The sequence below is a fragment of the Burkholderia anthinoferrum genome, from assembly GCF_002925705.1.
Taxonomy (GTDB): domain Bacteria; phylum Pseudomonadota; class Gammaproteobacteria; order Burkholderiales; family Burkholderiaceae; genus Burkholderia; species Burkholderia semiarida.
The window spans coordinates 95,719-118,003 of the sequence record NZ_LFZP01000065.1 but is presented as its reverse complement, the minus strand read 5'-3'; the positions used below and the strand labels follow the sequence as shown (position 1 = coordinate 118,003).

23 protein-coding genes are annotated in these 22,285 nt (G+C 68.0%); 8 read left to right on the top strand and 15 right to left on the bottom strand.

The window, feature by feature from the left end; all coding sequences use genetic code 11:
• Positions 1-58: 58 nt before the first annotated feature.
• Both C5F75_RS31865 and C5F75_RS31855 read right to left on the bottom strand, forming a co-directional pair.
• On the bottom strand, positions 59-487 hold the full coding sequence (locus C5F75_RS31865; RefSeq protein ID WP_059581669.1) for a PRC-barrel domain-containing protein: 429 nt from the start codon (positions 485-487) through the stop codon (positions 59-61).
• A 388-nt stretch (positions 488-875) separates the two neighbouring features.
• Positions 876-2,006, bottom strand: coding sequence for a 3-deoxy-7-phosphoheptulonate synthase (locus tag C5F75_RS31855; RefSeq protein ID WP_059581668.1), 1,131 nt, complete (start codon positions 2,004-2,006; stop codon positions 876-878).
• 352 nt (positions 2,007-2,358) lie between these two features.
• On the opposite strand from C5F75_RS31855, the gene C5F75_RS31850 reads away from it, so the two are divergent.
• Positions 2,359-2,913 carry a hypothetical protein gene (locus tag C5F75_RS31850; protein ID WP_059581666.1) on the top strand — a complete coding sequence of 185 codons (555 nt, stop codon included), beginning with the start codon at positions 2,359-2,361 and terminating at the stop codon, positions 2,911-2,913.
• A gap of 158 nt (positions 2,914-3,071) precedes the next feature.
• Here C5F75_RS31850 and C5F75_RS31845 read toward each other — a convergent pair whose 3' ends face one another.
• Positions 3,072-3,779 (bottom strand): YceH family protein, encoded by a 708-nt coding sequence (locus tag C5F75_RS31845; RefSeq protein WP_059582182.1) that lies wholly within the window; start codon positions 3,777-3,779, stop codon positions 3,072-3,074.
• A 405-nt stretch (positions 3,780-4,184) separates the two neighbouring features.
• On the opposite strand from C5F75_RS31845, the gene C5F75_RS31840 reads away from it, so the two are divergent.
• A complete protein-coding gene (locus tag C5F75_RS31840) occupies positions 4,185-4,946 on the top strand; it encodes an SDR family oxidoreductase (RefSeq protein WP_059581663.1) in 762 nt (253 codons plus the stop codon).
• Positions 4,947-4,963: 17 nt separating this feature from the next.
• Here C5F75_RS31840 and C5F75_RS31835 read toward each other — a convergent pair whose 3' ends face one another.
• Genes C5F75_RS31835 through C5F75_RS31825 form a run of 3 tightly spaced genes read right to left on the bottom strand, consistent with a single transcriptional unit; the run spans position 4,964 to position 7,394 of the window.
• Positions 4,964-5,668, bottom strand: a complete 705-nt coding sequence (locus C5F75_RS31835) for an MOSC domain-containing protein (RefSeq protein WP_059581660.1) — start codon at positions 5,666-5,668, stop codon at positions 4,964-4,966.
• Positions 5,665-6,561 (bottom strand): dihydrodipicolinate synthase family protein, encoded by an 897-nt coding sequence (locus C5F75_RS31830; protein WP_060011192.1) that lies wholly within the window; start codon positions 6,559-6,561, stop codon positions 5,665-5,667. Before C5F75_RS31830 ends, C5F75_RS31835 begins: the two co-directional genes overlap by 4 nt.
• A 50-nt stretch (positions 6,562-6,611) precedes the next feature.
• Positions 6,612-7,394, bottom strand: a complete 783-nt coding sequence (locus C5F75_RS31825; RefSeq protein WP_059581648.1) for an aldolase — start codon at positions 7,392-7,394, stop codon at positions 6,612-6,614.
• A gap of 145 nt (positions 7,395-7,539) precedes the next feature.
• Between C5F75_RS31825 and C5F75_RS31820 the strand changes: the two genes are divergently transcribed.
• Positions 7,540-8,082 (top strand): helix-turn-helix domain-containing protein, encoded by a 543-nt coding sequence (locus C5F75_RS31820; protein ID WP_059581646.1) that lies wholly within the window; start codon positions 7,540-7,542, stop codon positions 8,080-8,082.
• Positions 8,083-8,113: 31 nt separating this feature from the next.
• Positions 8,114-8,851 (top strand): histidine utilization repressor, encoded by a 738-nt coding sequence (gene hutC, locus C5F75_RS31815; protein ID WP_059581643.1) that lies wholly within the window; start codon positions 8,114-8,116, stop codon positions 8,849-8,851.
• 66 nt (positions 8,852-8,917) lie between these two features.
• On the opposite strand, the gene C5F75_RS31810 is transcribed toward hutC, so the two are convergent.
• The 4 genes from C5F75_RS31810 to C5F75_RS37440 all read right to left on the bottom strand — a co-directional run bounded on the left by C5F75_RS31810 (position 8,918) and on the right by C5F75_RS37440 (position 11,404).
• Entirely contained in the window at positions 8,918-9,775 is an 858-nt protein-coding gene (locus C5F75_RS31810) for a phytanoyl-CoA dioxygenase family protein (protein ID WP_059581640.1), read from the bottom strand.
• A gap of 549 nt (positions 9,776-10,324) precedes the next feature.
• A complete protein-coding gene (locus C5F75_RS31805) occupies positions 10,325-10,723 on the bottom strand; it encodes a PIN domain-containing protein (protein ID WP_059581638.1) in 399 nt (132 codons plus the stop codon).
• A complete protein-coding gene (locus C5F75_RS31800; RefSeq protein ID WP_059581635.1) occupies positions 10,720-10,965 on the bottom strand; it encodes an AbrB/MazE/SpoVT family DNA-binding domain-containing protein in 246 nt (81 codons plus the stop codon). The genes C5F75_RS31805 and C5F75_RS31800 overlap by 4 nt, the downstream gene beginning before the upstream one ends.
• A 25-nt stretch (positions 10,966-10,990) precedes the next feature.
• On the bottom strand, positions 10,991-11,404 hold the full coding sequence (locus C5F75_RS37440; RefSeq protein WP_230951177.1) for a hypothetical protein: 414 nt from the start codon (positions 11,402-11,404) through the stop codon (positions 10,991-10,993).
• On the opposite strand from C5F75_RS37440, the gene C5F75_RS31790 reads away from it, so the two are divergent.
• Positions 11,382-12,245: a LysR family transcriptional regulator gene (locus C5F75_RS31790; protein WP_059581630.1), complete on the top strand. Its 864-nt coding sequence runs from the start codon at positions 11,382-11,384 to the stop codon at positions 12,243-12,245. The genes C5F75_RS37440 and C5F75_RS31790 overlap by 23 nt on opposite strands.
• A gap of 328 nt (positions 12,246-12,573) precedes the next feature.
• Here the strand turns inward: C5F75_RS31790 and C5F75_RS31785 are convergent, their stop codons facing one another.
• The 3 genes from C5F75_RS31785 to C5F75_RS31775 form a co-directional block, all read right to left on the bottom strand.
• Positions 12,574-13,047, bottom strand: a complete 474-nt coding sequence (locus tag C5F75_RS31785; RefSeq protein WP_059581627.1) for a nuclear transport factor 2 family protein — start codon at positions 13,045-13,047, stop codon at positions 12,574-12,576.
• A 54-nt stretch (positions 13,048-13,101) separates the two neighbouring features.
• Entirely contained in the window at positions 13,102-14,286 is a 1,185-nt protein-coding gene (locus tag C5F75_RS31780) for an amidohydrolase family protein (protein WP_059581625.1), read from the bottom strand.
• Positions 14,287-14,353: 67 nt separating this feature from the next.
• Complete coding sequence (locus C5F75_RS31775; RefSeq protein ID WP_059581622.1) at positions 14,354-15,553, bottom strand: amidohydrolase family protein; 1,200 nt, start codon at positions 15,551-15,553, stop codon at positions 14,354-14,356.
• 464 nt (positions 15,554-16,017) lie between these two features.
• Between C5F75_RS31775 and C5F75_RS31770 the strand changes: the two genes are divergently transcribed.
• The gene (locus C5F75_RS31770; RefSeq protein WP_059581620.1) at positions 16,018-16,665 is read left to right on the top strand and encodes an outer membrane lipoprotein; all 648 of its coding nucleotides are present in this window, start codon (positions 16,018-16,020) and stop codon (positions 16,663-16,665) included.
• A gap of 278 nt (positions 16,666-16,943) precedes the next feature.
• Positions 16,944-17,453 carry a GNAT family N-acetyltransferase gene (locus tag C5F75_RS31765; protein WP_059582180.1) on the top strand — a complete coding sequence of 170 codons (510 nt, stop codon included), beginning with the start codon at positions 16,944-16,946 and terminating at the stop codon, positions 17,451-17,453.
• A gap of 64 nt (positions 17,454-17,517) precedes the next feature.
• Here C5F75_RS31765 and C5F75_RS31760 read toward each other — a convergent pair whose 3' ends face one another.
• A complete protein-coding gene (locus C5F75_RS31760) occupies positions 17,518-19,515 on the bottom strand; it encodes a glycoside hydrolase family 28 protein (RefSeq protein ID WP_059581617.1) in 1,998 nt (665 codons plus the stop codon).
• Between the two features lie 261 nt (positions 19,516-19,776).
• The gene (locus C5F75_RS31755) at positions 19,777-20,352 is read right to left on the bottom strand and encodes a CS1 type fimbrial major subunit (protein WP_059581614.1); all 576 of its coding nucleotides are present in this window, start codon (positions 20,350-20,352) and stop codon (positions 19,777-19,779) included.
• 481 nt (positions 20,353-20,833) lie between these two features.
• Between C5F75_RS31755 and C5F75_RS31750 the strand changes: the two genes are divergently transcribed.
• A complete protein-coding gene (locus tag C5F75_RS31750; RefSeq protein ID WP_059581612.1) occupies positions 20,834-22,195 on the top strand; it encodes an aspartate aminotransferase family protein in 1,362 nt (453 codons plus the stop codon).
• The last annotated feature ends 90 nt before the right edge of the window (positions 22,196-22,285 follow it).

Genomic DNA, 22,285 nt, shown 5'->3' with positions numbered 1-22,285 from the left:
TCGCCGGAACGCGCGTCACCCGTCGCGACGGGCGACGCGTGACGCGCGAGATGGAGGATCAGTGCTTTTCGTCGACCTTCTTCGGCTTCGGCGGCGACGGCACCTTCGCGTACTGGAACGCCGGCGTGGCCTTCAGCGCCTCCTTCGTCGCGCCGGGCAGGTAGATGTTGCCGTTGCGCACGTCGAGCGACGCGATCGGCACCGCGACGTCATGCGCGGCCACGCCGAGGAAGCCGCCGGCCGACACGATCGCGGCGGACACCGAGCCGTCCGGCGCGACGATCAGGTCGCGCACCTTGCCGACCTTCTGGTTGTCGTCGTTGTATACGGTCTTGCCGAGCACGCTCTTCTTCACGCTCCAGCCTTCGAGCAGCGCCTGCGACTGCTCGACGGTCACGCTGATCGGCTGCGCGCCCGCGATCTGCGCGTGCGCGCTGACGCTCGAGGCGAGGACGGTTGCTGCGATGAGGGTCTTGTAGAACTTCATGTTTCATGCACTCCGGTGCGGTTGTTGTGGATTCCGGGCGCGAAGCGGGCGCAACGGCTGATCGGTGGGCACCCCGCGGATGGCCGTCCCGCGGATGGCCGTCCCGCGCTTCGTCGGTCGCGTGACGGCCGGCCGCACCGCCACTGCGCGTGTGCGTGGCGGACCGGCGTGGCCGGACTGCGGCGAGCAACACGTCTTTCATGGTAGCGGCATTCGCCGGATCGTGCGTTCACGATGCAACACGGCAGATGGGGCAAGCCGGATCCGGATCAACGATCGTGCGGACAAGTGGAGCGAGCGGCCCCGAAAAATGGCGCCGCGGCCTGCCGATCGGGACAACCTCACGAAACGCATACCCGGCCTTCGCGGCGCATCGGACCACGCGGCGTCACGCATTGCGCGAATACGTTCGCCGGTGCCGCACGGCGTCGGCCAGCACGTCGAGCACAGGCTCCGTCTGCGTCCAGCTCAGGCACGCATCGGTGATCGACACGCCGTACTTGAGCGGCACGCCGGGCTTCAGGTCCTGTCGGCCGGCTTCGAGATGGCTCTCCACCATCACGCCGACGATCCGATGCTCGCCCTGCCCCAACTGCCGCGCGAGATCCTGCGCCACCTCGATCTGCCGCTCGTGCGACTTGTTCGAGTTCGCATGCGAGCAATCGACCATCACCTGTTCGCGCAATCCGGCCTTGCGCAGCACCGCGCAGCTTGCTTCGACGTGCTCGGCGTCGTAGTTCGGCCCGTTCTTGCCGCCGCGCAGGATCACGTGCGCATCGTCGTTGCCGCGCGTCTCGAAGATCGCGGCCATCCCCATCTTCGTCATCCCCATGAACGCATGGCTCGCGGCCGCGGCGACGATCGCGTCCGACGCGACCTGCACGCCGCCGTCGGTGCCGTTCTTGAAACCGATCGGGCAGCTCAGCCCCGACGCCAGCTGACGGTGGCTCTGGCTCTCGGTGGTGCGCGCGCCGATCGCGCCCCACGCGATCAGGTCGGCGATGTACTGCGGGCTCAGCAGGTCGAGGAATTCGGTCGACGCCGGCAGGCCGAGCGCGTTGATGTCGAGCAACAGTTGCCGCGCGGCGCGCAGCCCTTCGTTGATGCGGAAGCTGCCATCCAGGCGCGGATCGTTGATGTAGCCCTTCCAGCCGACCGTCGTGCGCGGCTTCTCGAAGTAGACGCGCATCGTGATCAGCAGGTCGTCCTTCAACGCGTCGGCGGCCGCCTTCAGCCGGCGTGCGTAATCGAGCGCCTGGTCGTGATCGTGGATCGAGCACGGGCCGACGACGAGCAGCAGGCGGTCGTCGCGGCCGTGCAGGATGTCGCCGATCGCGCGGCGCGTGTCTTCGACGAGCGTCTGCGTGGCGGCCGGCACCGGCAGTTCGTCGAGCAGCAGCGCGGGCGAAATCAGCGGGCGCACCGCGCCGATGCGCACGTCGTCGATGCGCGTGGTGTCCTGCGTCGCGTCGGCGCTGCCTACCTCGCGATCGTGGGAAGGATTGTCGAGGTTCTGCATGGTGATTCTCCGGGGGACGTCTGTCTGGAATGATGGGCAGGCTCGATTATGGCACTCGCGCGAAACGGTAGCGGCTTGCGGCAGGGGAAGGCGGGCGAGCGCCGCCGCGGGAATGCGGCCGACGTCAAAACGAGGCAAAAAAGGCGTGTCGCAAGGGTTCGCCCGCGGTTCGCCGCGTTGCGCGGCGTGGTGACCAGCAAGCGGCCCGGCCGTTCGGCCGAGTGTTCGCGTGCGGGCGAAGTACCGTACGATCGCAATTGTCCGGTAGCGAAGCGGCCCGTCGGGTGACGTCCGCCGCTTCGCGTACCACTTGCCTGCGACCACGCGTTCCCTGCCCGACCGACACATCACGATGACCGTTTCCGAATTGCTCCGCGCCATCCGCCAACCCTATGCCGATCTGCTCGCGAAAGCAGCCACGCAACCGGCAGTCGTCGTCGAACCGGCCTACCGGCGGGACGATGGCACGCTGGCCACCGAAGGTCCGCTCGCGCTGCCGTGCCGCGCCGATACCATCGCCGCCGAAGGCGAATCGGCCGGCGAGCCCGCGATGGTCGACTCGGCCACGCAACTGGATTTCGAGCCGTTCGCGTTCGAGCTCGAAACGGCGGCCGTGTCGATCCGCCCGTTCGTCTGGGACTGGGCCGCGGTCGAAGCCGACGGTCTCGACGAAACCGCTGCCAACGATGCCTTCAAGACGTGGTTCCTCGCGTGGTTCGACGGGGACGACGAGAACACGCCAGCCGAGGATGGATTGCACGGTATCGTTCACTACCTGTCGGAACCGGTTCGCACGGAACAGGGCTGGCGCATCCACGCGGATCTCGGTTCCGCGCCGGAGACGGCCGTCGAGGATCTGCTGTTCCGGCTCGTCGATGCCGGCGCGACGCGGATCAGTGTCGGTTGACATGCATCTTCATCATTCACGCACCGTCATGAAAACCATCCTGTTGTCGCCCGTGATGCGCCCGTTGATCCGAAGCGCGTGTCGCTACCTCGTCCCCGGCGTCAAGCTGAAGTAACGCGGCGGTGCGCACGCCCCGCCGTCATCGCATCGGCAGACGATCAGCCTGCGTCGCCCGGCGCGTCGGCGTCGATGCCGAGTTCGCTCGCCATCCGCCGAACCAGCGCATTCAGTCGCGCCACTTCGTCCGCCAGGCGCTTCTGCTCGGCCTTCAGCGCTTCGAATTCGGAAGGCGGCACCGAATCCGCGCCGCCGGCATCCGCGCTCGCGAAGTCGGCCATGTTCACTTCGCCGCACATCAGGTGCATCCAGCGGTTCTCGCGCGCGCCCGGTGCACGCGGCAGGCGGACGACGAGCGGCTGCGCGCGCGCCGCGAGTTCGTCGAGGAACGCCTCGACCGACGAGATATCCGCGAAGCCGTGCAGGCGCGCGCTGTTCAGGCGCAACTCCGCGGCCGTCTGCGGGCCGCGCAGCAGCAGGATCGTCAGCAGCGCGATCGCCTGGCTCGGGATGCCGAGCACGCGGTTCATGTTGTGCTCGAAGCGCGGCACGCGGCTGCTGCTGCCTTCCATCACGAGGCTCAGGTGCTTCAGCCCGTCGAGCGCGGTCGTGACTTCGTCCTCGCTCACGTTCATCACGGGCGAGCGCGCGGTTTTCTGGTTGCAGCCGGCGGTCAGCGCGTTCAGCGACAGCGGATAGGTATCCGGCACCGTGTGCTGTTTCTCGACGAGCACGCCGAGAATGCGGGCCTCGAGGGGCGTGAGTTCGCGAAGGGCGCGGGGCGTGGGCGTATCCGGCGTGGTGTTCATGGGTGGCGTCGCAGCGTGCAGCAGGTGAAGGGAACGGTCGCGGCCCGCGCGGCATCGCGCACGGGCGAGCCATATGATAGCTCGCGGCGCGTGTCCCGGTGCCGCTCGCCGCCCCGGCGTGCGCACTTGCCGCAGCGGGCTTTCGTCGGACGTGGCGGTGCGCCCGATGGCACGCGGCGCCACGCGGCGATGCATGCGCGCGCCGCACCGCCGATTCATCGTCCACGCGCGCCCGGGCGTTTGCGCGATGCACATGCCGGCGCTACGATATGCGTTCATCCCGATACCCGCGGCGCCGCGCGCGACCGTCTTCGCACGCCACACCACGCATGACTCGCCGAACGCGCCGACGCCGTGCCGCGCGCCGCTCGTCACTCCTGCTCACCCCCTCACCGGTTCACCACCATGACTGCATCTTCTTCCGCACACGTGCGCGCCATCGTCACCGGACACACACGCGGCGTCGGCGCGGCGCTCGCCGAACAACTGCTGCAGGAAGGCATCGTCGTGCTCGGCGTGTCGCGCGGCCGTCATCCGTCGCTCGCGTCGCAAGCCGGCGACCGCTTCGCCGAAGTCGAACTCGATCTGTCGGACACGACGGCCGTCGCCACCTGGCTGGCCGGCGACACGCTGCGCGGCTTCGTCGACGGCGCGTCGCTCGTGCTGCTGTTCAACAACGCGGGCATCGTCGATCCGATCGGCCCGCTCGCCGCGCAGGACCCGACGATCGTCGCCCGCGCGGTCGGGCTGAACGTCGCCGCGCCGCTGATGCTGTCGGCCGCGCTCGTGCAAGCCGCATCGGCGTCGACCGAATGCCGGATCGTGCACCTGTCGAGCGGCGCGGCCCGCAACGCGTATGCGGGCTGGAGCGTCTACTGCGCGACCAAGGCCGCGCTCGATCACCATGCGCGCGCCGTCGCGCTCGATGCGAACGGCGCGCTGCGCATCTGCAGCGTCGCGCCGGGCGTCGTCGATACGGGCATGCAGGCCACGATCCGCGCGACCGGCGAAGATCGCTTCCCGATGCGCGGGAAATTCGACCAGTTGAAGTCGAGCGGTGCGCTCGCCACGCCCGAAGCGACCGCCCGACAACTGATCGGCTATGCGCTGAGCGACGCATTCGGTGCCGAGCCGACGGCCGACGTGCGCAACCTGCCGACGACGTAAGCGGCGGACGCGGCCCGTCATCCCTCGAGCCGCTTCGTCCAGTCTTCGACCTGCCGCTCCGTGCGGCGCCTGTCGAGCATCTTGCGCCAGCCGGGCGGCAGCAACGGCACGTCGCACAGCGCATCGAGCGCCGCCATGTCGAGCGTGCGCCGATACAGCACGTCGAGCACCGCCGACAGCGGCCATTGCGGGTAGCGGCGCTCAAGCAGCGCCAGCACATCGCCCGGCGCGACCCAGCCTTCCTGCAGCACGCGGTAATACCAGCCGGTCCGGCCGCTTTGCTGCACGAGCGCCGCCATGCGCGGATGATCGAAGCGCGCGTTGAGCTTCCAGCACGGCTGTCGCGACTGCGAGACCTGAAGCACCGCGCCGCCCAGCGTGAACACGTCGCCGAGACACACGTCGTGCTCGGTGATGCCGCGCGTCGACAGGTTCTCGCCGAACGCACCCGGCCGGGCGAGCACGTCGCGCGCGCCGATCTGCGCGGCCCACCACGCATAGTGATCGTGCGCATAGTGGTGGACGGCCTTGTCGGGGCCGCCGTGATGCCGCGTATCGGCCTGCGCGTCGCCGGCAAACCCGAGCGCGCCCAGCCACAGACGCGCCTCCGTCGGCTGCTTGTCGATCGCGCTCGCGTGCGGTGTGCCGGCAAGCGGCCGGCTCGCGCCGATCCGCACCGCGCCGATGGCGACCGCGATCGCCGGCCGTGCGCCGTCGCTCATGCCGCCACACCGTCCGGCAGCGTCGCGAGCAGGCGCTCGAGCTCGCGCGTGCGTGCCTCGCCGAGCGGCAGCAGCGGCCGCCTCGGTTCGCCCGCGTCGAAGCCGCGCAGCCTCAGCCCGGCCTTCACGGTCACCGGCAACCCGCCGTTGACGATGAACTGCAGCAACGGCAACTGCGCGTGAAAGACCGATCTGGCGCGCGCGAGATCGCCTGCGCGCATCGCATCGAACAACGCGAGCGGCAACGCGGCATTCAGGTTCGGCGCGGCCGTGCACCATCCGGCCGCGCCGGCGGCCAGCGCGGCAAGCGCCATCGGATTGCTGCCGTTGTAGAACGGGATCGTCTCGTCGCTCAATTGCGCGAGCCGATGCATCCGGCCGATGTCGCCGGTGCTTTCCTTGACCATCGTCACGTTGTCGACGGCCCGGCAGATCGTCACGATCAGGTCGGGCGACATGTCGACGCCGCTCGTCGCCGGGTTGTTGTACAGCATGACCGGGATGCCGATTGCGTCGCCGATCGCGCGATAGTGCGCGACGATCTCGTCGTTGCCGAGCTTCCAGTACGACACCGGCAGCACCATCACCGCATCGGCGCCGGCCTGTTCGGCGAAGCGGGCACGGCGCACCGCGCCCGCCGTGGTGAGATCGGAAATCCCGACGACGGTCGGCACGCGCCGGCGCACCGCGTCAATCGACGCGGCGGCGACGGCCTCCCATTCGGCGTCGGACAGGTACGCGCTTTCGCCGGTGCTGCCCAACGGCGCGATCGCGTGAACGCCGTCGGCGATCAGGCGTTCGATCAGCGCGTCGAGCGCTTTGAGATCGACGCCGCCGTCGGCGGAGAACGGCGTGACCGGGTAGGCAATGATGCCTTTCAGCAGGATGGACACGATGGGTATTCCTCAATGATGGTCTGACGGAGTTGAAGCGATGCGCCGATTCACGCGACGCAATCCCGATGCGTACGCAACGCGCGGCGCGCGTAGTAGTCGAACGTCACCGCATCGCGTTTCGGCTTCGAGATCCAGTCGTGCGCTTCACGCGCCAGCGCCGGCGGTACCGGCCTGATCTCGCCGGCCGACATCGCGAGCAGTTGCAGCTTCGCCGCGCGCTCGATCAGCAGCGCGAGGATGCAGGCCTCCTCGATCGTCTTGCCGACCACGAGCTGGCCGTGATGCGCGAGCAGGATCGCGCGCTTGTCGCCCAGCGCGTTCGAGATGATCTCGCCCTCCTCGTTGCCGACCGGCACGCCCGGCCAGTCCTTCAGGAACGCGCAATCGTCGTACAGCGGGCAGGTGTCCATGTGCGACACCACGAGCGGCTGCTCGAGCATAGACAGCGCCGCGACATGCGCCGGGTGCGTGTGGATGATGCAGTTCACGTCCGGGCGCTCGCGATAGATCCACGTATGGAACCGGTTGGCCGGGTTCGGAATGCCTTCGCCGTCGACGACGTCGAGATCCTCGTTGACGCGCAGCAGGTTCGCGGCCGAGATCTCGTCGAAGCCGAGCCCGAGCCGCTGCGTGTAGTACGTGCCGGCCGCGTCCGCGCGGCAGGTGATCTGCCCGGCCAGACCCGAGTCGTGGCCCGCGTCGAACAAGATCCGGCACGTGAGCGCGAGCTTTTGCCGCGCGGACCAGCCGCTGTCGCCCACCTCGTTTTCGAGCCGCCGCTCCGCCAGCGCGACCAGCGCTTCCTTCGTCAAATTCAGCGTTTCCGCCATGTTCGCCTCCTGAATGAACCGGGCCGGCCGCACCGCTCGCGACCGTCTCCCGGGTGTCCCACGCGATACGAATGACACACGATACACCTAATGACACTTTGTGTCATGCGTTACAATCGGTTTTTCGAAGGACACCTGGCGCACCATGACGATTCGCCTGAAACTGCTGAGAAAACAGAAGGGCTGGACGCTCGACGTGCTGGCCGACGAAACCGGTCTCACGAAGAGCTACCTGTCGAAGGTCGAACGCGGCCTGAGCATGCCGTCGATCGCGGTCGCGCTGAAGCTGTCGAAGGCGCTGAACGTCGACGTCGAGCAACTGTTCTCGGAAAGCCGCAACCGCGAGCTGATCACGGTCACGCGCGCCGGCGAGCGCACCGCGATGGGCGCGGCGGCCGACAGCCATGCGCACCGCTTCGAGAGCATCGCGGCCGGCGTCGCGCCGAAGAAGATGCTGCCGTTCGTCGTGCATCCGCCGCACGAATTCGTCGCGTCGACGTTCCGCGAGCACGAAGGCGAGGAATTCCTGTTCGTGCACAAGGGCCGCGTCGAAATCGAATTTCCGAACGAGACGGTGCAACTCAGGGCCGGCGATTCAGTCTATTTCAACGCGCTCATCCCGCACCGCACGCGCAGCCTCGGCACCGCGCAGGCGGAGATCCTGGTCATCGTCAGCCACGACGACTAGCCTCGTCACTTCTTCGCGCAAGGATCTTCCGATGGTCACCAAGGCCACCGCACCGTTCCAGCAGATCAAGACGCTCGTTCGCCAGAACGTCGAGTCCGGGGACTGGCGCCCCGGCGACCGCATTCCGTCCGAGCTCGATCTCGCCGCGCAGTTCGGCGTCGCGCGCATGACGGTCAACCGCGCGCTGCGCGAGCTGACCGAGGAAGGCGTGCTCAAGCGCATCGCGGGCGTCGGCACCTTCGTCGCCGAGGTGAAGCCGCAGTCGAACCTGCTGATGATCGCGCATATCCGCGACGAGATTCGCGCGCGCGGCCACGAGTACCGCTGCCGCGTGCTCAGCCAGTCGCGCGAGCCCGCGTCGTTCGACGTCGCGGCCGCGTTCGGCCTGCCGGTCAACACGCCGGTCTTTCACGTGGTGTGCGTGCACGAGGAAAACGGCCGCCCGATCCAGCTCGAGGACCGCTACGTGAACCCGGCCGCCGCGCCCGGCTTCATCGATCAGGATTTCCAGACCGAGCCGCCGTCCGAGTATCTGTACAACAACGTGTCGCACGACGAATTGGAAATCGAGCACGTCGTCGACGCATCGCTGCCGACCGGCGAACAGGCGCGGCTGCTCGACATGCGCGCCGACGAGCCGTGCCTCACGCTCACGCGCCGCACCTGGACCGACGGGCTGCCCGTCACGTTCGTGCACTTCCTGCATCCGGGCAACCGCTACCGGCTCGGGTCGCGCTTCAAGCCGGGCGCGGGGCGCCACCCGACCTGATCGCTTGTCGCACGCCCCAGACGCACGGCGGCCGTTTCGTCACGAAACGGCCGCCGCGTTCGTTATCTACACTGCTCCGATCGCACCCACCTGCCCCGCGTCGCGCGACCACACGACCGGAAACAACGGGTGATCGAGCGGCGCGCCATCGGCCAGTTGCGCCGCGAGCCCCGGGAAATCGGGCGAGGTTTTCCAGCGGCGCGGCGCGTGACGGATGTCGTCGCCGACGAAGCGCAGTGAAAACGCGCGCCGGCGGTTCTGCGTGCCGCCCGACGCATGCAGCGTGAGCATCCGGAAGCACACCATGTCGCCGGGTTCGAGCGCCCAGCGGCGGATCGGAAAGGCCGCGCGATCGGCTTCGATGTCGGGCAGGTCGGCGAGGCTGCCTTCCGGGAACCACTTCGCCTCCTTGTCCATGAACGTGCGCGGCATCAGCCACGGGCCGCGGTGCGAGCCGGCGACGAATTCCAGCGTCGATTCGAGCGGCACCGGGTCGACCGGAATCCACATGCTGACGTTGTCGTCGCCTTCGATGTTGTAGTACGGCTGATCCTGATGCCACGGCGTGCGCTGCCGCGTGCCGGGCTCCTTCACGAGCAGGTGGTCGTGATGCAGCCGCACGGTGTCCGTGCCCATCAGCGCGGCGGCGACAGACGGGGCCGGCGAGCGCGCGATGAAGTGGCGATACGCGTCGTTGTGCTGCCAGTTGCAGAAATCCTCGAAGAACCAGCCCGGATCGTCGGGCCGGCTCGCGACTTTCGCGCGTTCGCTCGGCTGCGCGAGGTTCGCGTCGATGCCGGCCCGCAGCGCGGCCACTTCGTCGGGGGAAAAGATGCCTTTGATGCAGACCGCGCCTTCCTCGCGGAACGCGGCGATCAGTTCGGGCGTCACGGCTTGCGCGACGCGATCCGGGATACTCGTCATGGTGTGCCTGTCGGTCGAATGAGTTGCGGGGCCACGGTGCCGAAGTCAGTTGCCTTGCGCCGTAGGTGTCGACACGAGCGGCGCGAACGCCGGCGCGGTAACGAGGAGCGTTGCGGTGCGGGTCATGGCGTGTCCTTGAAAGTCTCGACGCGGCGGGCGACGCCGGCGTCCGGTGGAGGCGCTGCGACGGGATGCCGGCGCTGGGCGCGAAAGACAGGGCTTCGATGAAACTGCGATGCAGTCTAGACTGCTCAATTTTCGAGCGCAAGCGGGGAAGAACGGGGGCGAAGCGAACCGAGGGCAAGCAGCGACCGGAGTGGTAGGACGGCGCTCGATCCACAGCGCCAATGCCGGGATATTCGGGTGTTTACCCTGTACCGCGCACGCTCGTCACGGAGATGTCCTTTTCGGATATCCGTGGCGCGGCGATGTCGATACGAATGATCGACGCGAAGGGGGTTCAGCGCGGTATTGACACTGCGCCCTATACCGCCTGGCAGGCCGCTTGGTACGGCCGCAGCGTATTGCGCCTTTCGGCGTGGGCGACGACTACTTGATCAACTGCATTCCGGCGACCTTCGAGGCCGTCACGTCGAATGTAGCCGTATATTCGCACTCGGCTGCGAACCCCGAGCGCTCAATCAGACAATCGGAGAAGTCCGCCTTCGCGGACGCCGCGAAAACACGAAGCGCCTTTCGCACCGTATCGGCACCTTCCACCATGAGTTCCTTCGTGCCGATCATCGAGTCGATGATGTCCCTCATCTGCTCGCGCTCGACGCCGTAGCAGCGCCCGAGCACCCACACGACCTCGACCAAGGCGACCTGTGAAACATACCCCGGCCGCTCAGCCGACAGGGACTCCATCAGCGCCGTCGCTTTCTTCGATTGCACGGCATCGTCCTGAGCGAAGTAGCGGACCAGCACGTTCGTATCCAGTCCGATCATCGCCTGGATGCTCCCTGCTCGGCGATGGCCCGATTCATGTCCTCGATCGACACCGGTTTCGCGGGCTTCTTCACGATTCCTTTGAGCGACGCAAGCGAGTGCGTGGCCGGAATGACTTCATACCGGCCCGTTGCCTCGTTGAAGCTGAATTCGATCCGGTCTCCAGACTTCAAACCAAGCTGATTGCGCACGTCCACGGGAATCGTGACCTGCCCCTTTGAAGTGATCGTTGCTGCCGTCATGATGACACCTCCTTGACTCCTTACTTTACGGTAAGGAAAGTCGCAAAGCAAGGGCCGTGCTGCCGTCTGTCCGCGCGCCGCGCTCGAGCAGCATCCGCCCTTCGCCCGCGTCGCCGCGGTCGGCCGCGCTGCGCATTCGGCCTTCCAGCGCGCCGCCGGCGGCGGCCACCGCCCACGTGAGCGCGGTCAATGCAAACGAGCCGATGATCGCGATCCGTTTGAAAAACATCCGGTTCCCTCCCGACGTGCCGGCGCTCGTCGACGCGCGGCCGATACGATGGGTCGAGCGCCCCGAGAACGCCGCGAAATACCGCGCCCAGGTCGGGCGAAACCGCGATTGCCCGCGCCGTCCGGTCATGTTAAAAATCGTCGCACGCATTTGGAAATGAAATGCTCTTATCCATATAAGTGCAGAAATGAATAGACCCCTGTTCGACATCGATCTGCTGCGCGCGCTCGTGATGGTCGCCGATTGCGGCAGTTTCACGACGGCGTCCGCACGGCTACATTCGACGCAGTCGACGGTCAGCCAGAAGGTGCGCCGGCTCGAGGAGATCGCCGGCCACCGCCTGCTCGACCGCGGCACGCGCGACGTGCGGCCGACCGACGCGGGCGTGACGGTGCTCAGCTACGCGCGGCGCATGCTCGCGCTGAACGACGAGATGCTGGAAGCGCTGTCGGGCGCGACGGTCGCGCTGACGATCCGGCTCGGCGTGCCCGACGATTTCGCGGCGGGCCGCACGACGCACGCGCTCGCGGCGTTCAAGCGCGAGCATCCGCAGGTCAAGCTCGAAGTGACGTGCGGGCTGAGCCGCGACATCAGCGCCGCGTACGATCGCGGGGAACTCGACCTCGTGTTGATCAAGCAGCGGCGCGACAGCCGCGAAGCCGTCGTGCGCTGGCCGGAGAAGCTGCGCTGGATCGACAGCGCGAAGCATCCGTCGATCGATCTCGACCCGGTGCCGCTCGTCGTGTTCCCGCCGCGCGGGCTCTATCGCGACGACATGATCAAGGCGATCGAGGAGCGCGGCCGCCGCTGGCGGATCAGCTTCACGACGTCGAGCCTGAGCGGCATCCAGGCGGCCGTCGCCGACGGGCTCGGCATCAGCGTGCTGCCCGCGCGCGTCGTGACGGACGAGCATGTGGTGCTGACCGCGAAGCAGGGCTTCGCGCCGATCGAGCACATGGACATCGCGATCCTGCACCGACCGACGGCCGACCCGATGGTCGGCGCGCTGACGAAGACGCTCGCGAAGATGCTGGAACTCGAAGGACGCTAGGGTCTGTTTACATACGGAACGCACATGCGAATGCGCGAAATCGCTCGTCCCCCAAGGGGACTTCCTTGCGGGGGCGCAGGCAAGGAGGAAGGAGCGCCGTTTGGCCGAGCCAAACAAGTGACGCGCAACGCCGCCATGCGGGCGATTTCGGGCATTCCCCTGGAATGATTTTTGAATTTGGGGTGGCCACGAGAATGGCCGCTCGCCGCGTTGTGCTCCTTGCGAATACGTCCAGTATTCGCGGCGTCGCACGCCTCGCGAGCGGCCGTTCTCGTGGCAACGCATGTGCGTTCCGTATGTAAACAGACCCTGGGCAACGCGGATCGCGTCAGAACATCGTGTTGCCGTTCGCCGCCTGCTCGGGCACCGGCTGGTTGACGTCCCAGTGTTCAACGATCTTGCCGTGTTCGAGCCGGAAGATGTCGATGATCGCGCTGCCGCGCGTGCCGGGTTCGCGCACCGCGTGCACGTGCAGGATCACGTAATCGCCGTCGACGAACGCGCGCTTGATCTCGCTGTGCGACTGCGGATATGTGTCGCGCAGAAACGCGACGAACTTGCGGAAACCGTCGCGGCCGTCGGCCGCGTTCGGATTGTGCTGCACGTAGCGATCGCCGACGTACGCGAGCGCGGCGTCCGCGTCCTTCTCGTTCAGCCCTTTTTCGTAGAACGCGAGCACCGCGCGCCGGTTGGCTTCCTGCTGCGCGTCGGCCGGGCCGGCCGCCACCGCATGCGCGGCGCTCGCGGCGAACAGGGCCGCCGCCATCCATCGTGCGGCCCGTGCCGCGGTCGTGCGTCGCATCGTGGTCTCCCGAAATCCGGCCGAAAACCCGATCATACCGGCGCGACGCGGCGCTCAGACCAGCGCGCCGTCGCGCGCGACGATCTTCCCGGACGATACGACGAGGCGCCGCACCGGCCGCGCGACGACGGCCTCGGCGAACGTCAGTGCATCGACGAGCACGACGTCCGCGCGATTGCCCGGCTGAAGCCCGTAATCCGCGAAGCCGCAGCCGCGTGCCGCGCCGTGCGTCACGCAGTCCAGCGCGACTTCGAGCGCATCGTCGCGGCGGAAATCGTTGCGCATGCCGATCAGCATCGCGCGTTCGAGCATGTCGGGCGAACCGTACGGCGTCCACGTATCGCGCACGCCGTCGTTGCCGCCGATCACGGTCACGCCCGCCGCACGGCACGCGGCCACTGGCGGCACCGGCACCGCCGCCGGCGCGGTCGTGACGATCGCGACGCCGAGCGCCGCCATCCGCGCGAGCAGCGCATCGCGCTCGCGTCCGGCGATATCGCCAAGGCAAAAGCCATGGCTGATCGCGACCTTCCCGTGCATCCCGTGCGCGGCCGTGCGCTGCAGGATCAGGTCGAGCGAGTACGCGCCCATCGAGCCGCGCTCGTGCAGATGGATATCGAGCCCGCGGCCGTGGCGCGCGGCGATCGCGAACAGCACGTCCACCGCCTCCACCGGATCGCCTTCGATCGCGCACGGATCGAGCCCGCCGAGCACGTCCGCGCCGGCGTCGAGCGCGTCGGACAGCAGCGCATCGGTGCCCGGCCGCTGGAGCACGCCCGATTGCGGAAACGCGACGATCTGGATCTCGACCTGCCCGCGCAGCGTCTCGCGCGTCGCGAGCACGCCGTGCAGATGGCGCAGCCCGGCTTCGGTATCGACGTCGACGTGCGTGCGGATGCGCGTCGTGCCGGCCGCGAGAAACGCGCGCGCCAGCGCCAGCGAGGCGGCGCCCGCGTCGTGGCCGCTCGTCGCGCGATAGTGGCGCTCGTTCTCGATGCGATCGACGAGGCGCGGCCCGACGTGGTTGCGATACCACGGCATCCCCCAGTGGGTCTTGTCGAGGTGCGTGTGGCCTTCGACGAGGCCGGGCAGCGCCAACGCGAGCGCGCCGTCCTCGATCGCGCAGCCGGCGGGCGCGTCGAGCGACGGACCGACGCGCGCGATACGATCGCCTTCGATCAGGATATCGACCGCGGCGTCGGCGCGCGTGCGCACATTGCGGATCAGCAGGTTCGTCATGTCGGCTCCGGTCGGGTCGGTCGGTGCAAGGCGGACACGGCGCGTGCCGCGCCGCCGGTCGGGCGGGTCAATGCGCGAAGCGCAGCGACGGCGTGAGCGGTGCGCCCGTATCGCTTTCGCCGCGGCGGAATACCCAGCGTTCGGCCGGCACGCCCGCGACGGCCGCCGCCGCATTCGGCGCGCGCACCGCGACGAAGCTCGCGTCGCAGCCGACCGCGATTCCGTAGTTCTCCTTTCCGATCACGCGAGCGCCGGCGTGCGTCGCCATGTCGAGCGCGATGCCGAGCGCTTCGTCGGTGTAGAAACCCGACCGGTAGCCGACCATCATCGCGCGCTGCAGCATGTCGCCGTTGCCGTACGGCCACCACGCGTCGCGGATGTTGTCGTTGCCCGCGAACACATGCACGCCCGCGTCGCGCAGCCGTCGCACCGGCGGGAACGCGCAGTCGCCCGGCGCATTCGTCAGGATCGACACGCCGGCTTCGGCCAGTGCCGCGGCGGCGCGCTGCACGTCGTCGTCGCTCACCTGGCCGAGCGCGTACGCATGGCTCACGTTCACGCGCCCGCCGAGCCCGGCCGCGCGCGTGCGCGCCGCGATCCGCAGCAGTTGCGCGATGCCCGTTTCGCCCGGCTCGTGCAGATGGATGTCGATCTTCGCGCCGCGCTTCTCGGCGATGCCGAACACGATGTCGAGCTGGCCGTCCGCGTCGCCGTCGAGCGTCGTCGGGTCGATCCCGCCGACCACGTCCGCGCCTTCGCGCACGGCTGCGTCGAGTATCTCGGCAGTGCCCGGGCACGTGATCACGCCGGCCTGCGGAAACGCGACCAGTTCGATGTCGACGATGCCGCGCCATCGTTCGCGCGCGGCCATCACGGCGTGCAGGTTCGACAGGCCGGTCGTCGCATCGACGTCGACGTGGCTGCGCATCGCGATCGTGCCGAACGCGGCGGCCTGCGCGATCAGCGCGTTCGCACGCTCGACGATCGGCGGCGCGGCCGCGAGCTGGCGCTTCTCGACCGCGAGCCGCTCGCGCAGCGAGCCGACCGGTTCGTGCGGCACCCAGCGATCGCCGACGAAGCTCTTGTCAAGATGGATATGGCCGTCGACGAAACCGGGCAGCACGACGCGGCCGTCGAGGTCGATCGTCTGCGCGCCGGGCGCGGCGGCGCAATCGGCGCCGATCGCGGCGAAGCGGCCGTCACGGACGACGAAGTTGACGGGCTGGCCGCCGGCGTCGACGGCGTTGAGGAAGAGTCGTTCGGTCATGGCTTGATAGGTGGAGCGGTCGCGGCGCGACACCGGCGCGGACAGGGGGAGGAACCGCGGCCGGCGCGGCGCGACCGTTGGCAGGGAATCCGGCCACGATATCGGACGCCGCTGCGCGAGGCCAATTAAATGTCGCGATGCCGCGCATTCGATTTCCCGATGCGCGGCGCGCAGGGCCACCGGGCCGGGCGCGGGACAGGTTACGCCGGCCGTGGAAACGGCTGGAATGTCGGCGGCCGCGCATGGGCCGCATCGCCCACCCACGGGTGCCGGGAAGCCGCGTCGCGCCGTTGCGCGCGGGGGCTTCGACGCGCCGCCCAGCCGGCGATTTACGCGGCAACAGACTTTACACGTTGTTACCCGGCCGCACCGGACGCGCATCCGCCCATTCCTTATACTCACGCCGAGTTCGCCACCCATGACGGGAATCCATCGGCGGACACGTTGCCGATGCAGGAAACATCATGATGCGCATGCCTTCCACGAAGACCGTTCTGTTCGCCTCGCTCGTCGCCGTGGCGGCGCTTCCGCTCACCGCCTGTGTCGCGCCGGGCTACTACGGCGCGCAGCCCGGCTATCCGCAGCAGCAATACGCGACGCCCGGCTATGCGCAGCCCGCGTATTCGCAACCGGGTTACGTGCAGCAGCAACCGGCGTATCCGAATCAGGCGCCGCAACCGTACGATCAATACGGCAACCCGTCGCAGTACGGATCGCAGCCTTACGACCAGTACGGCAATCAGCAACAGCAATACGCGAACCCGTACGGCACGCAGTACGGCACCGTGTCGAACATCCAGCCGGTCAGCAGCTCGGTCGGCCCGTCGGGCGTGGCCGGCACCGTCGTCGGTGCGCTGGTCGGCGGCCTCGTGGGCAACCAGTTCGGCCGCGGTCACGGCCGCGATGCGGCAACCGTGATCGGCGCGCTCGGCGGGGCGGTGGCCGGCAACCAGATCGGCCAGCAGATGGGCGCCGCGCAAGGCCCGAGCAGCTACCGGATCGACGTGCGGGTCAGCGACGGCTCGATGCGCTCGTTCGACGTGCAGTCGCCGGGCAACCTGCGTCCGGGCGACCGCGTGCAGATCAACGGCAATCAGCTGTCGCGCTATTGATGCCGCCGGCGGGCGCGTGAGCCGATCGCGCGCACGTCGTTTGTTTGACGTCGTGCGCCAGACCGGCGCGACGGCGCATGCGCTTGACGCGCGCCCTCCTTGATGGCGGTACGACGTACCGCCATCACTGTCTTGTCCGTTCACGATCGTGCGCGCCACGCGCGCGACGCACCGCACATCGCCACGCGGCATCCGGATTCCTATTAGGATAAGCACGATGCATCCCGCGACCGCGGCAGCGGTGCGCCGGCATGCACGCCCTCGACCGGAACACCCCGATGACGATCACGATCCGCCTGCTTGACGCCGCCGACGCGGCGCAGTTCCAGACCGTCCGCCTGCGTGCGGTCGACACCGCGCCCACGTCCTTCCTGCCGACGCTCGACGAAGAATCGCAGGTGCCGGTCGACGAATTCGCAAAGCGCCTCACGCCGACGCAGGTTCAGGCCGTGTTCGGCGCGTTCGACGGCGACACGCTCGTCGGCATCACCGGCGTACGCCGCGACGCGCGCACGAAGATCGCGCACAAGGCGACGATCTGGGGCGTGTACGTCGACGCCGCGTATCGCGGGCAACGCATCGCGCACGCGCTGCTCGACAGCGCGACCGCGCATGCGGCTCAGGCGTGGGGATGCAGCCAGTTGATGCTGTGCGTGAACGAGGTCAACCGTACCGCGGAGCGACTGTATGCGTCGCAGGGGTTCGTACGGTTCGGCACGGAGCCGCGCTCGATGTTCGTCGATGGACGCTTCTACGACGAGCACTACATGATCAAGACGCTGGCGTAACCTGATGGCGTTCGCGTGCGGGCACCGGCCGGTTGCACGCGAACGCCGCGGCGTGTTGCCTTTCTCACCGCTTGTCGGTGATCGTCGTGTCGACGACTTGCCCGGCGATCGTCACGTTCGTCAGCGCCATGGCGCTCACGTTGAACGCGTAGATCGGCCCCGGCGACGTGACCGTCGGCGTGCCTGACGCCACCGGCGTGCCGAAGTCGCAGTTGCTGATCGTCACGCCGGAAATCGGCTGCACGGCCGGCGCCGGCGGCGTACCGTTGTAGTCGAACGCGACTGGCCCCTGCGCGACGATCGCCTGGAAGCACGATGCGGTCACGCCGTTCAGCGTCACGTTGCTCGCCCTCACGTCGGCGATCGTCACGTTCTGTACGACCGGCGGCCGCGTGCGCACCGCGTCGTTCGCCGGCTGGTAGTCGCAGTCGAACGTGACGATGCCGCCCTGCGCGGCCGACGGGTTGCCGGCCGACGGCGTGACCACGCCGAGCGGCACGCTCGCGTTGATCGGACTGCCGGCGAGTAGCGCACTGCCGTAGCCGCCGCCCTTCAGCGTCACGCCGTTCGGCAGCGCGACGCCCTTCACGTGGAAATCCTTCACGTAGCCGCCGCGGTTCATGTTGGTCTTCACGCGAATCGCGATGTTCAGCGGATTGGTCTGCCAGTTTGCGTTCAGCATTGACAGGTTGGTCGCATAGATCTGCTCGACGCCGCCGCCCATCTCGCTGCCGAGCGTGATCCCGCCGTGCCCGCTGTTCATCGTGCAGTTGCGGATCAGGTGCCGCTTCGCGGGCCCGTATTCGGTGTCGCGGTCCTTGCCCGACTTGATCGCGATGCAGTCGTCGCCGGTGTTGAACGTGCAGTCCTCGCAGAGCACGTCGGTGCATGCATCCGGATCGAAGCCGTCGTTGTTCGGGCCGATGCTGTTGGTCGTCACGCCGCGGATCACGACGTTGCGGCTCGCGGTCGGATGATGCTGCCAGAACGGCGTGTTCTGCGTCTGGTAGTTCGCCATCAGCACGTTCGTGCAGCCGATGAATTCGACCATGCACGGCCGCAGGTAGTGGCCCAGTCCGAAAATCCGCTTCTCCACCGGCACGCCGGCCTCGGACAGCGCGGGCAGGTAGTTCTGGTCCTGCTGCCACGGCGTGACGGGCGACGTCAGCATCGCATAGAGCGCGTCGGGAATCGCGGGCGCGACGATCCGCAGGTCGACGTTGTTCGGGTTCGCGCCGTTCTGGGCCGGCACCGCCGCGCTCGCGCCGTATGCGCCGGACGTACCCTTGTAGGTCCACCAGCAGACGCTGTTCGCGCCGCTGCCGGAGAACGGCGTCATTGCCTGCCCGTTGAGCACCGACGTCGGACCTTCGCCGGTCAGCGCGATGTTCGTCGCGTTGCGTGCGTAGACGGGCGCGCCGTAGTTCAGGCAATCGTTCGCCTGCCAGCGGCTGTAATACAGCCGGCCGTTCGCGCCGCAATCGACAAGGCCGTCCTTCGCGTAGTCGGCCGGGTTCGGGCTGAAATAGATCGTGCAATTCGCGCTCAGGTGGAACGTGACGTTGCTCTGCAGCACGATCGGCCCCGCGCAATACCAGGTGCCCGCCGGCACGACGACCCGGCCGCCGCCTTCGCGCCGGCACGCGTCGATCGCCGCGAGAAACGCCGGGCGCGAATCGAATGCGCCGGGCGCGGTCGTCAGTTCGGAACCGGGGCTGACGGGCGATTTCGCGACCGGCCACGGCGACGTCTGCGCGACCGTCGCGCACGGGCGCGCGCCGTAGTGCGTCACGTCGAAGTCGCGACCGTGCCGCGCGAGCCGCGACACGTGCGCGAGCGACGCGGCGATGCGCGCCGCCGCGCCGTGCTCGCCCCATACGAGATCGACCGCCGACGCATGGGGCGTCGTGCCCGCCGCCAGCGCCCGGGTGGCCGTCAACGGCCCACCGAACATCGCGCCGCTGGCGAGTGCGCCGGTCCAGCCGATGAAGGCGCGGCGCGATACCCGTTTCGGGGCGGATGATCGGACGGGCGAAGACGAACGGCGGCGAGGGGCGGCCATGGGCACTCCTTCAGGGTAAGGGTATCGATGCGCCGGGCGGCGGATCATGATTTATACGTCGTCGTACTACATTGCGCAGTCTAGACGCGATCGATGGAAGACACGTATTTGTCGTTTACCCTGTTTTCTCTGACATTGTGTGCAGTATGTGTGCGCACACTCACCTCGCCTAACCAGCCTTTAGAGATATGTTGTCGTATGTTTATGCGCAACAACTTCAAATGGATCGCGCGGCCGACGATGTGCTCCGAGGCGATTTTCCTACTCGCCAGCTACCGCAGTCGGCGCCGTCGCCGGCTCGCGTCCCGCCGACGCAGCCGGCTCGAACACCAGCATCAGATCGCCGCGATAACTTCCGCGGGCCGGCGGCGCCACGCTCGCGGCCGGCGCTTGCGCGCTGACCTTCAGCATGCGGGTTTCGTCATAGCCGTCAAAGCCGTCGCGCCCCCGCGTCGTCGCCACGAGCGCGTGGGCGGCACCGGGCGCGATTTCCGCGCTGCTCGCCTTGCCCGTCAGCACGACCTTCGCATGGGCCATGTCGTCGCGACCGTTCGAGAACCGCAGCGGCTGCAACAACGTGACGTTGATATCGGGATTCGTCGTGCGTACGCGGATCGGCAGCGCCGCGGCGAACGTCTGCTGCTTGCCGTCCGTGTCGTTCAATTCGACCAGGCCGTATGCGGCATCGTCCGGCTGCGAAACGAACAGGATGTCGCCGATGTGCGCGGTCAGGCGGATTGTCTTGACGACCGCTTGCGGCGACGTCTGGCCCGCATGGGCGACCTCGATCAATGCAATGCTCACGGCGAGTGCGACGAGATGTCTGGAGGTCTTCATGGTGTGGTTTCGCATCCTGATGGTTAAAATCCGATCGTCGAAAAACGGCTCACTTCACGCACCCAACTCCCACCATTACGGAAAAAATCCGGAATTCCTTTATCTCGAAATTAGCCGGCAAGATTGTCGCGGAATTCAATGCACCACCCGTCCGTGCAATCGAACGGGCCGGCCGGTGCCGATCCCGACCGCGCCGAGGCCGCGTCGCCGGGCCCCACGCCTGAATGGCGTCGATGCCGCACTCGGCCTGCAACAACGATAGGTCGGGCGCAGGCGGATAAAAATCCATGCAAACCTTCACAACCCGTATCCGTTTCCGTTCACCAGCGCCATCTCAAAATCAAATGGAAATTGCCCGAAAATCGCGCTGCCGCGCGGGCCGCGTCGCGCCCGTCGCCCACCCGCCTCGGTAATTCCGCCTCTGTTCAGCCCCCCACCGCCCGCGCTATCGTTTCCCATCCCCACAGCCCAGGAGCTGCCTTTGCCTACCCGCCACGGAGTCGACCTCATCCGCGCCCGCGCGCTGTTCGATCGCGAGCGCCGCGCGTTCATCGAAGCCATGCCGGTTTCCCGCGCGCTGTCCGCGGAAGCGTCCGAGCATCTGCTGTTCGGCGTGCCGTTGCACTGGATGCAGGACTGGTCGACCCCGTTCTCGCTATACGTGAAGGAAGCGCGCGGCGCGACGTTCACCGACGTCGACGGCCATCGCTACGTCGATTTCTGCCTCGGCGATACGGGCGCGATGTTCGGCCATGCGCCCGAACCCGTCGCCCGCGCGCTCGTCGAGCAGGCCACGCGCGGCTACACGACGATGCTGCCGAGCGAGGACGCCGCGTGGGTGTCGCGCGAACTCGCGCGCCGCTTCAAGCTGCCGGTGTGGCAATTCGCGTTGAGCGCGAGCGACGCGAACCGCTTCGTGCTGCGCTGGGCGCGCGCGGCGACCGGCCGAAACACGATCGTCGTGTTCAACGGCTGCTATCACGGCACGGTCGACGACGTGTTCGTCGATCTCGTCGACGGCCGCCCGGTGCAGCGCGACAGCCTGCTCGGACAGTCGTACGATCTGCTCGCGAACACGCGCGTCGTCGAATTCAACGATCTGGCCGCGCTCGAAGCGGCGCTGAAGGACGGCGACGTCGCATGCGTGCTCGCCGAGCCCGCGATGACGAACATCGGCATGGTGCTGCCCGACGCGGGCTTCTGGGAGGCCGCGCGCGAACTGACGCGCCGCCACGGCACGCTGCTCGTGATCGACGAGACGCACACGATCAGCAGCGGCCCCGGCGGCTACGCGGTCGCGCACGGTCTCGAACCCGACATGCTGGTGGTCGGCAAGCCGATCGCGGGCGGCGTGCCGTGCGCGGTGTACGGGTTCAGCGCCGAATTCGCGGAGCGCGCGAAAGCGGCGAAGCTGAACGCGCCGCCCGGCCATTCGGGCATCGGCACGACGCTCACCGCGAACATGCTCGCGATGCACGCGATGCGCGCGACGCTCGCCGAAGTGGCGACCGACGCCGCGTATGCGCACATGTTCGCACTCGCCGCGCGGCTCGCGACGGGCCTCGAACAGGCGATCGCGAAACACGGGCTGCCGTGGTGCGTGACGCGCATCGGCGCGCGCACCGAGTTTCAGTTCGCGCCCGTGCCGCCGCGCAACGGCACGCTGGCCGGCGCGCAGCTCGACAGCGAACTCGAGCACATCGTGCACCTGTACCTGCTCAATCGCGGCGTGCTGATCACGCCGTTCCACAACATGATGCTCGTGTGCCCGCAAACGACGGCGGACGATGTCGACCGGCTCGTCGCGCAATTCGATGCGTGCCTGGGCGAACTGGCCGGTTGATCGAATACGACGACGGAGGATTCTCGGCGCGCCGGCAAGCCGGTGCGCTCGAGCATCGAGGTGTCGTCGATGACGAAGGGGTGCCGCACG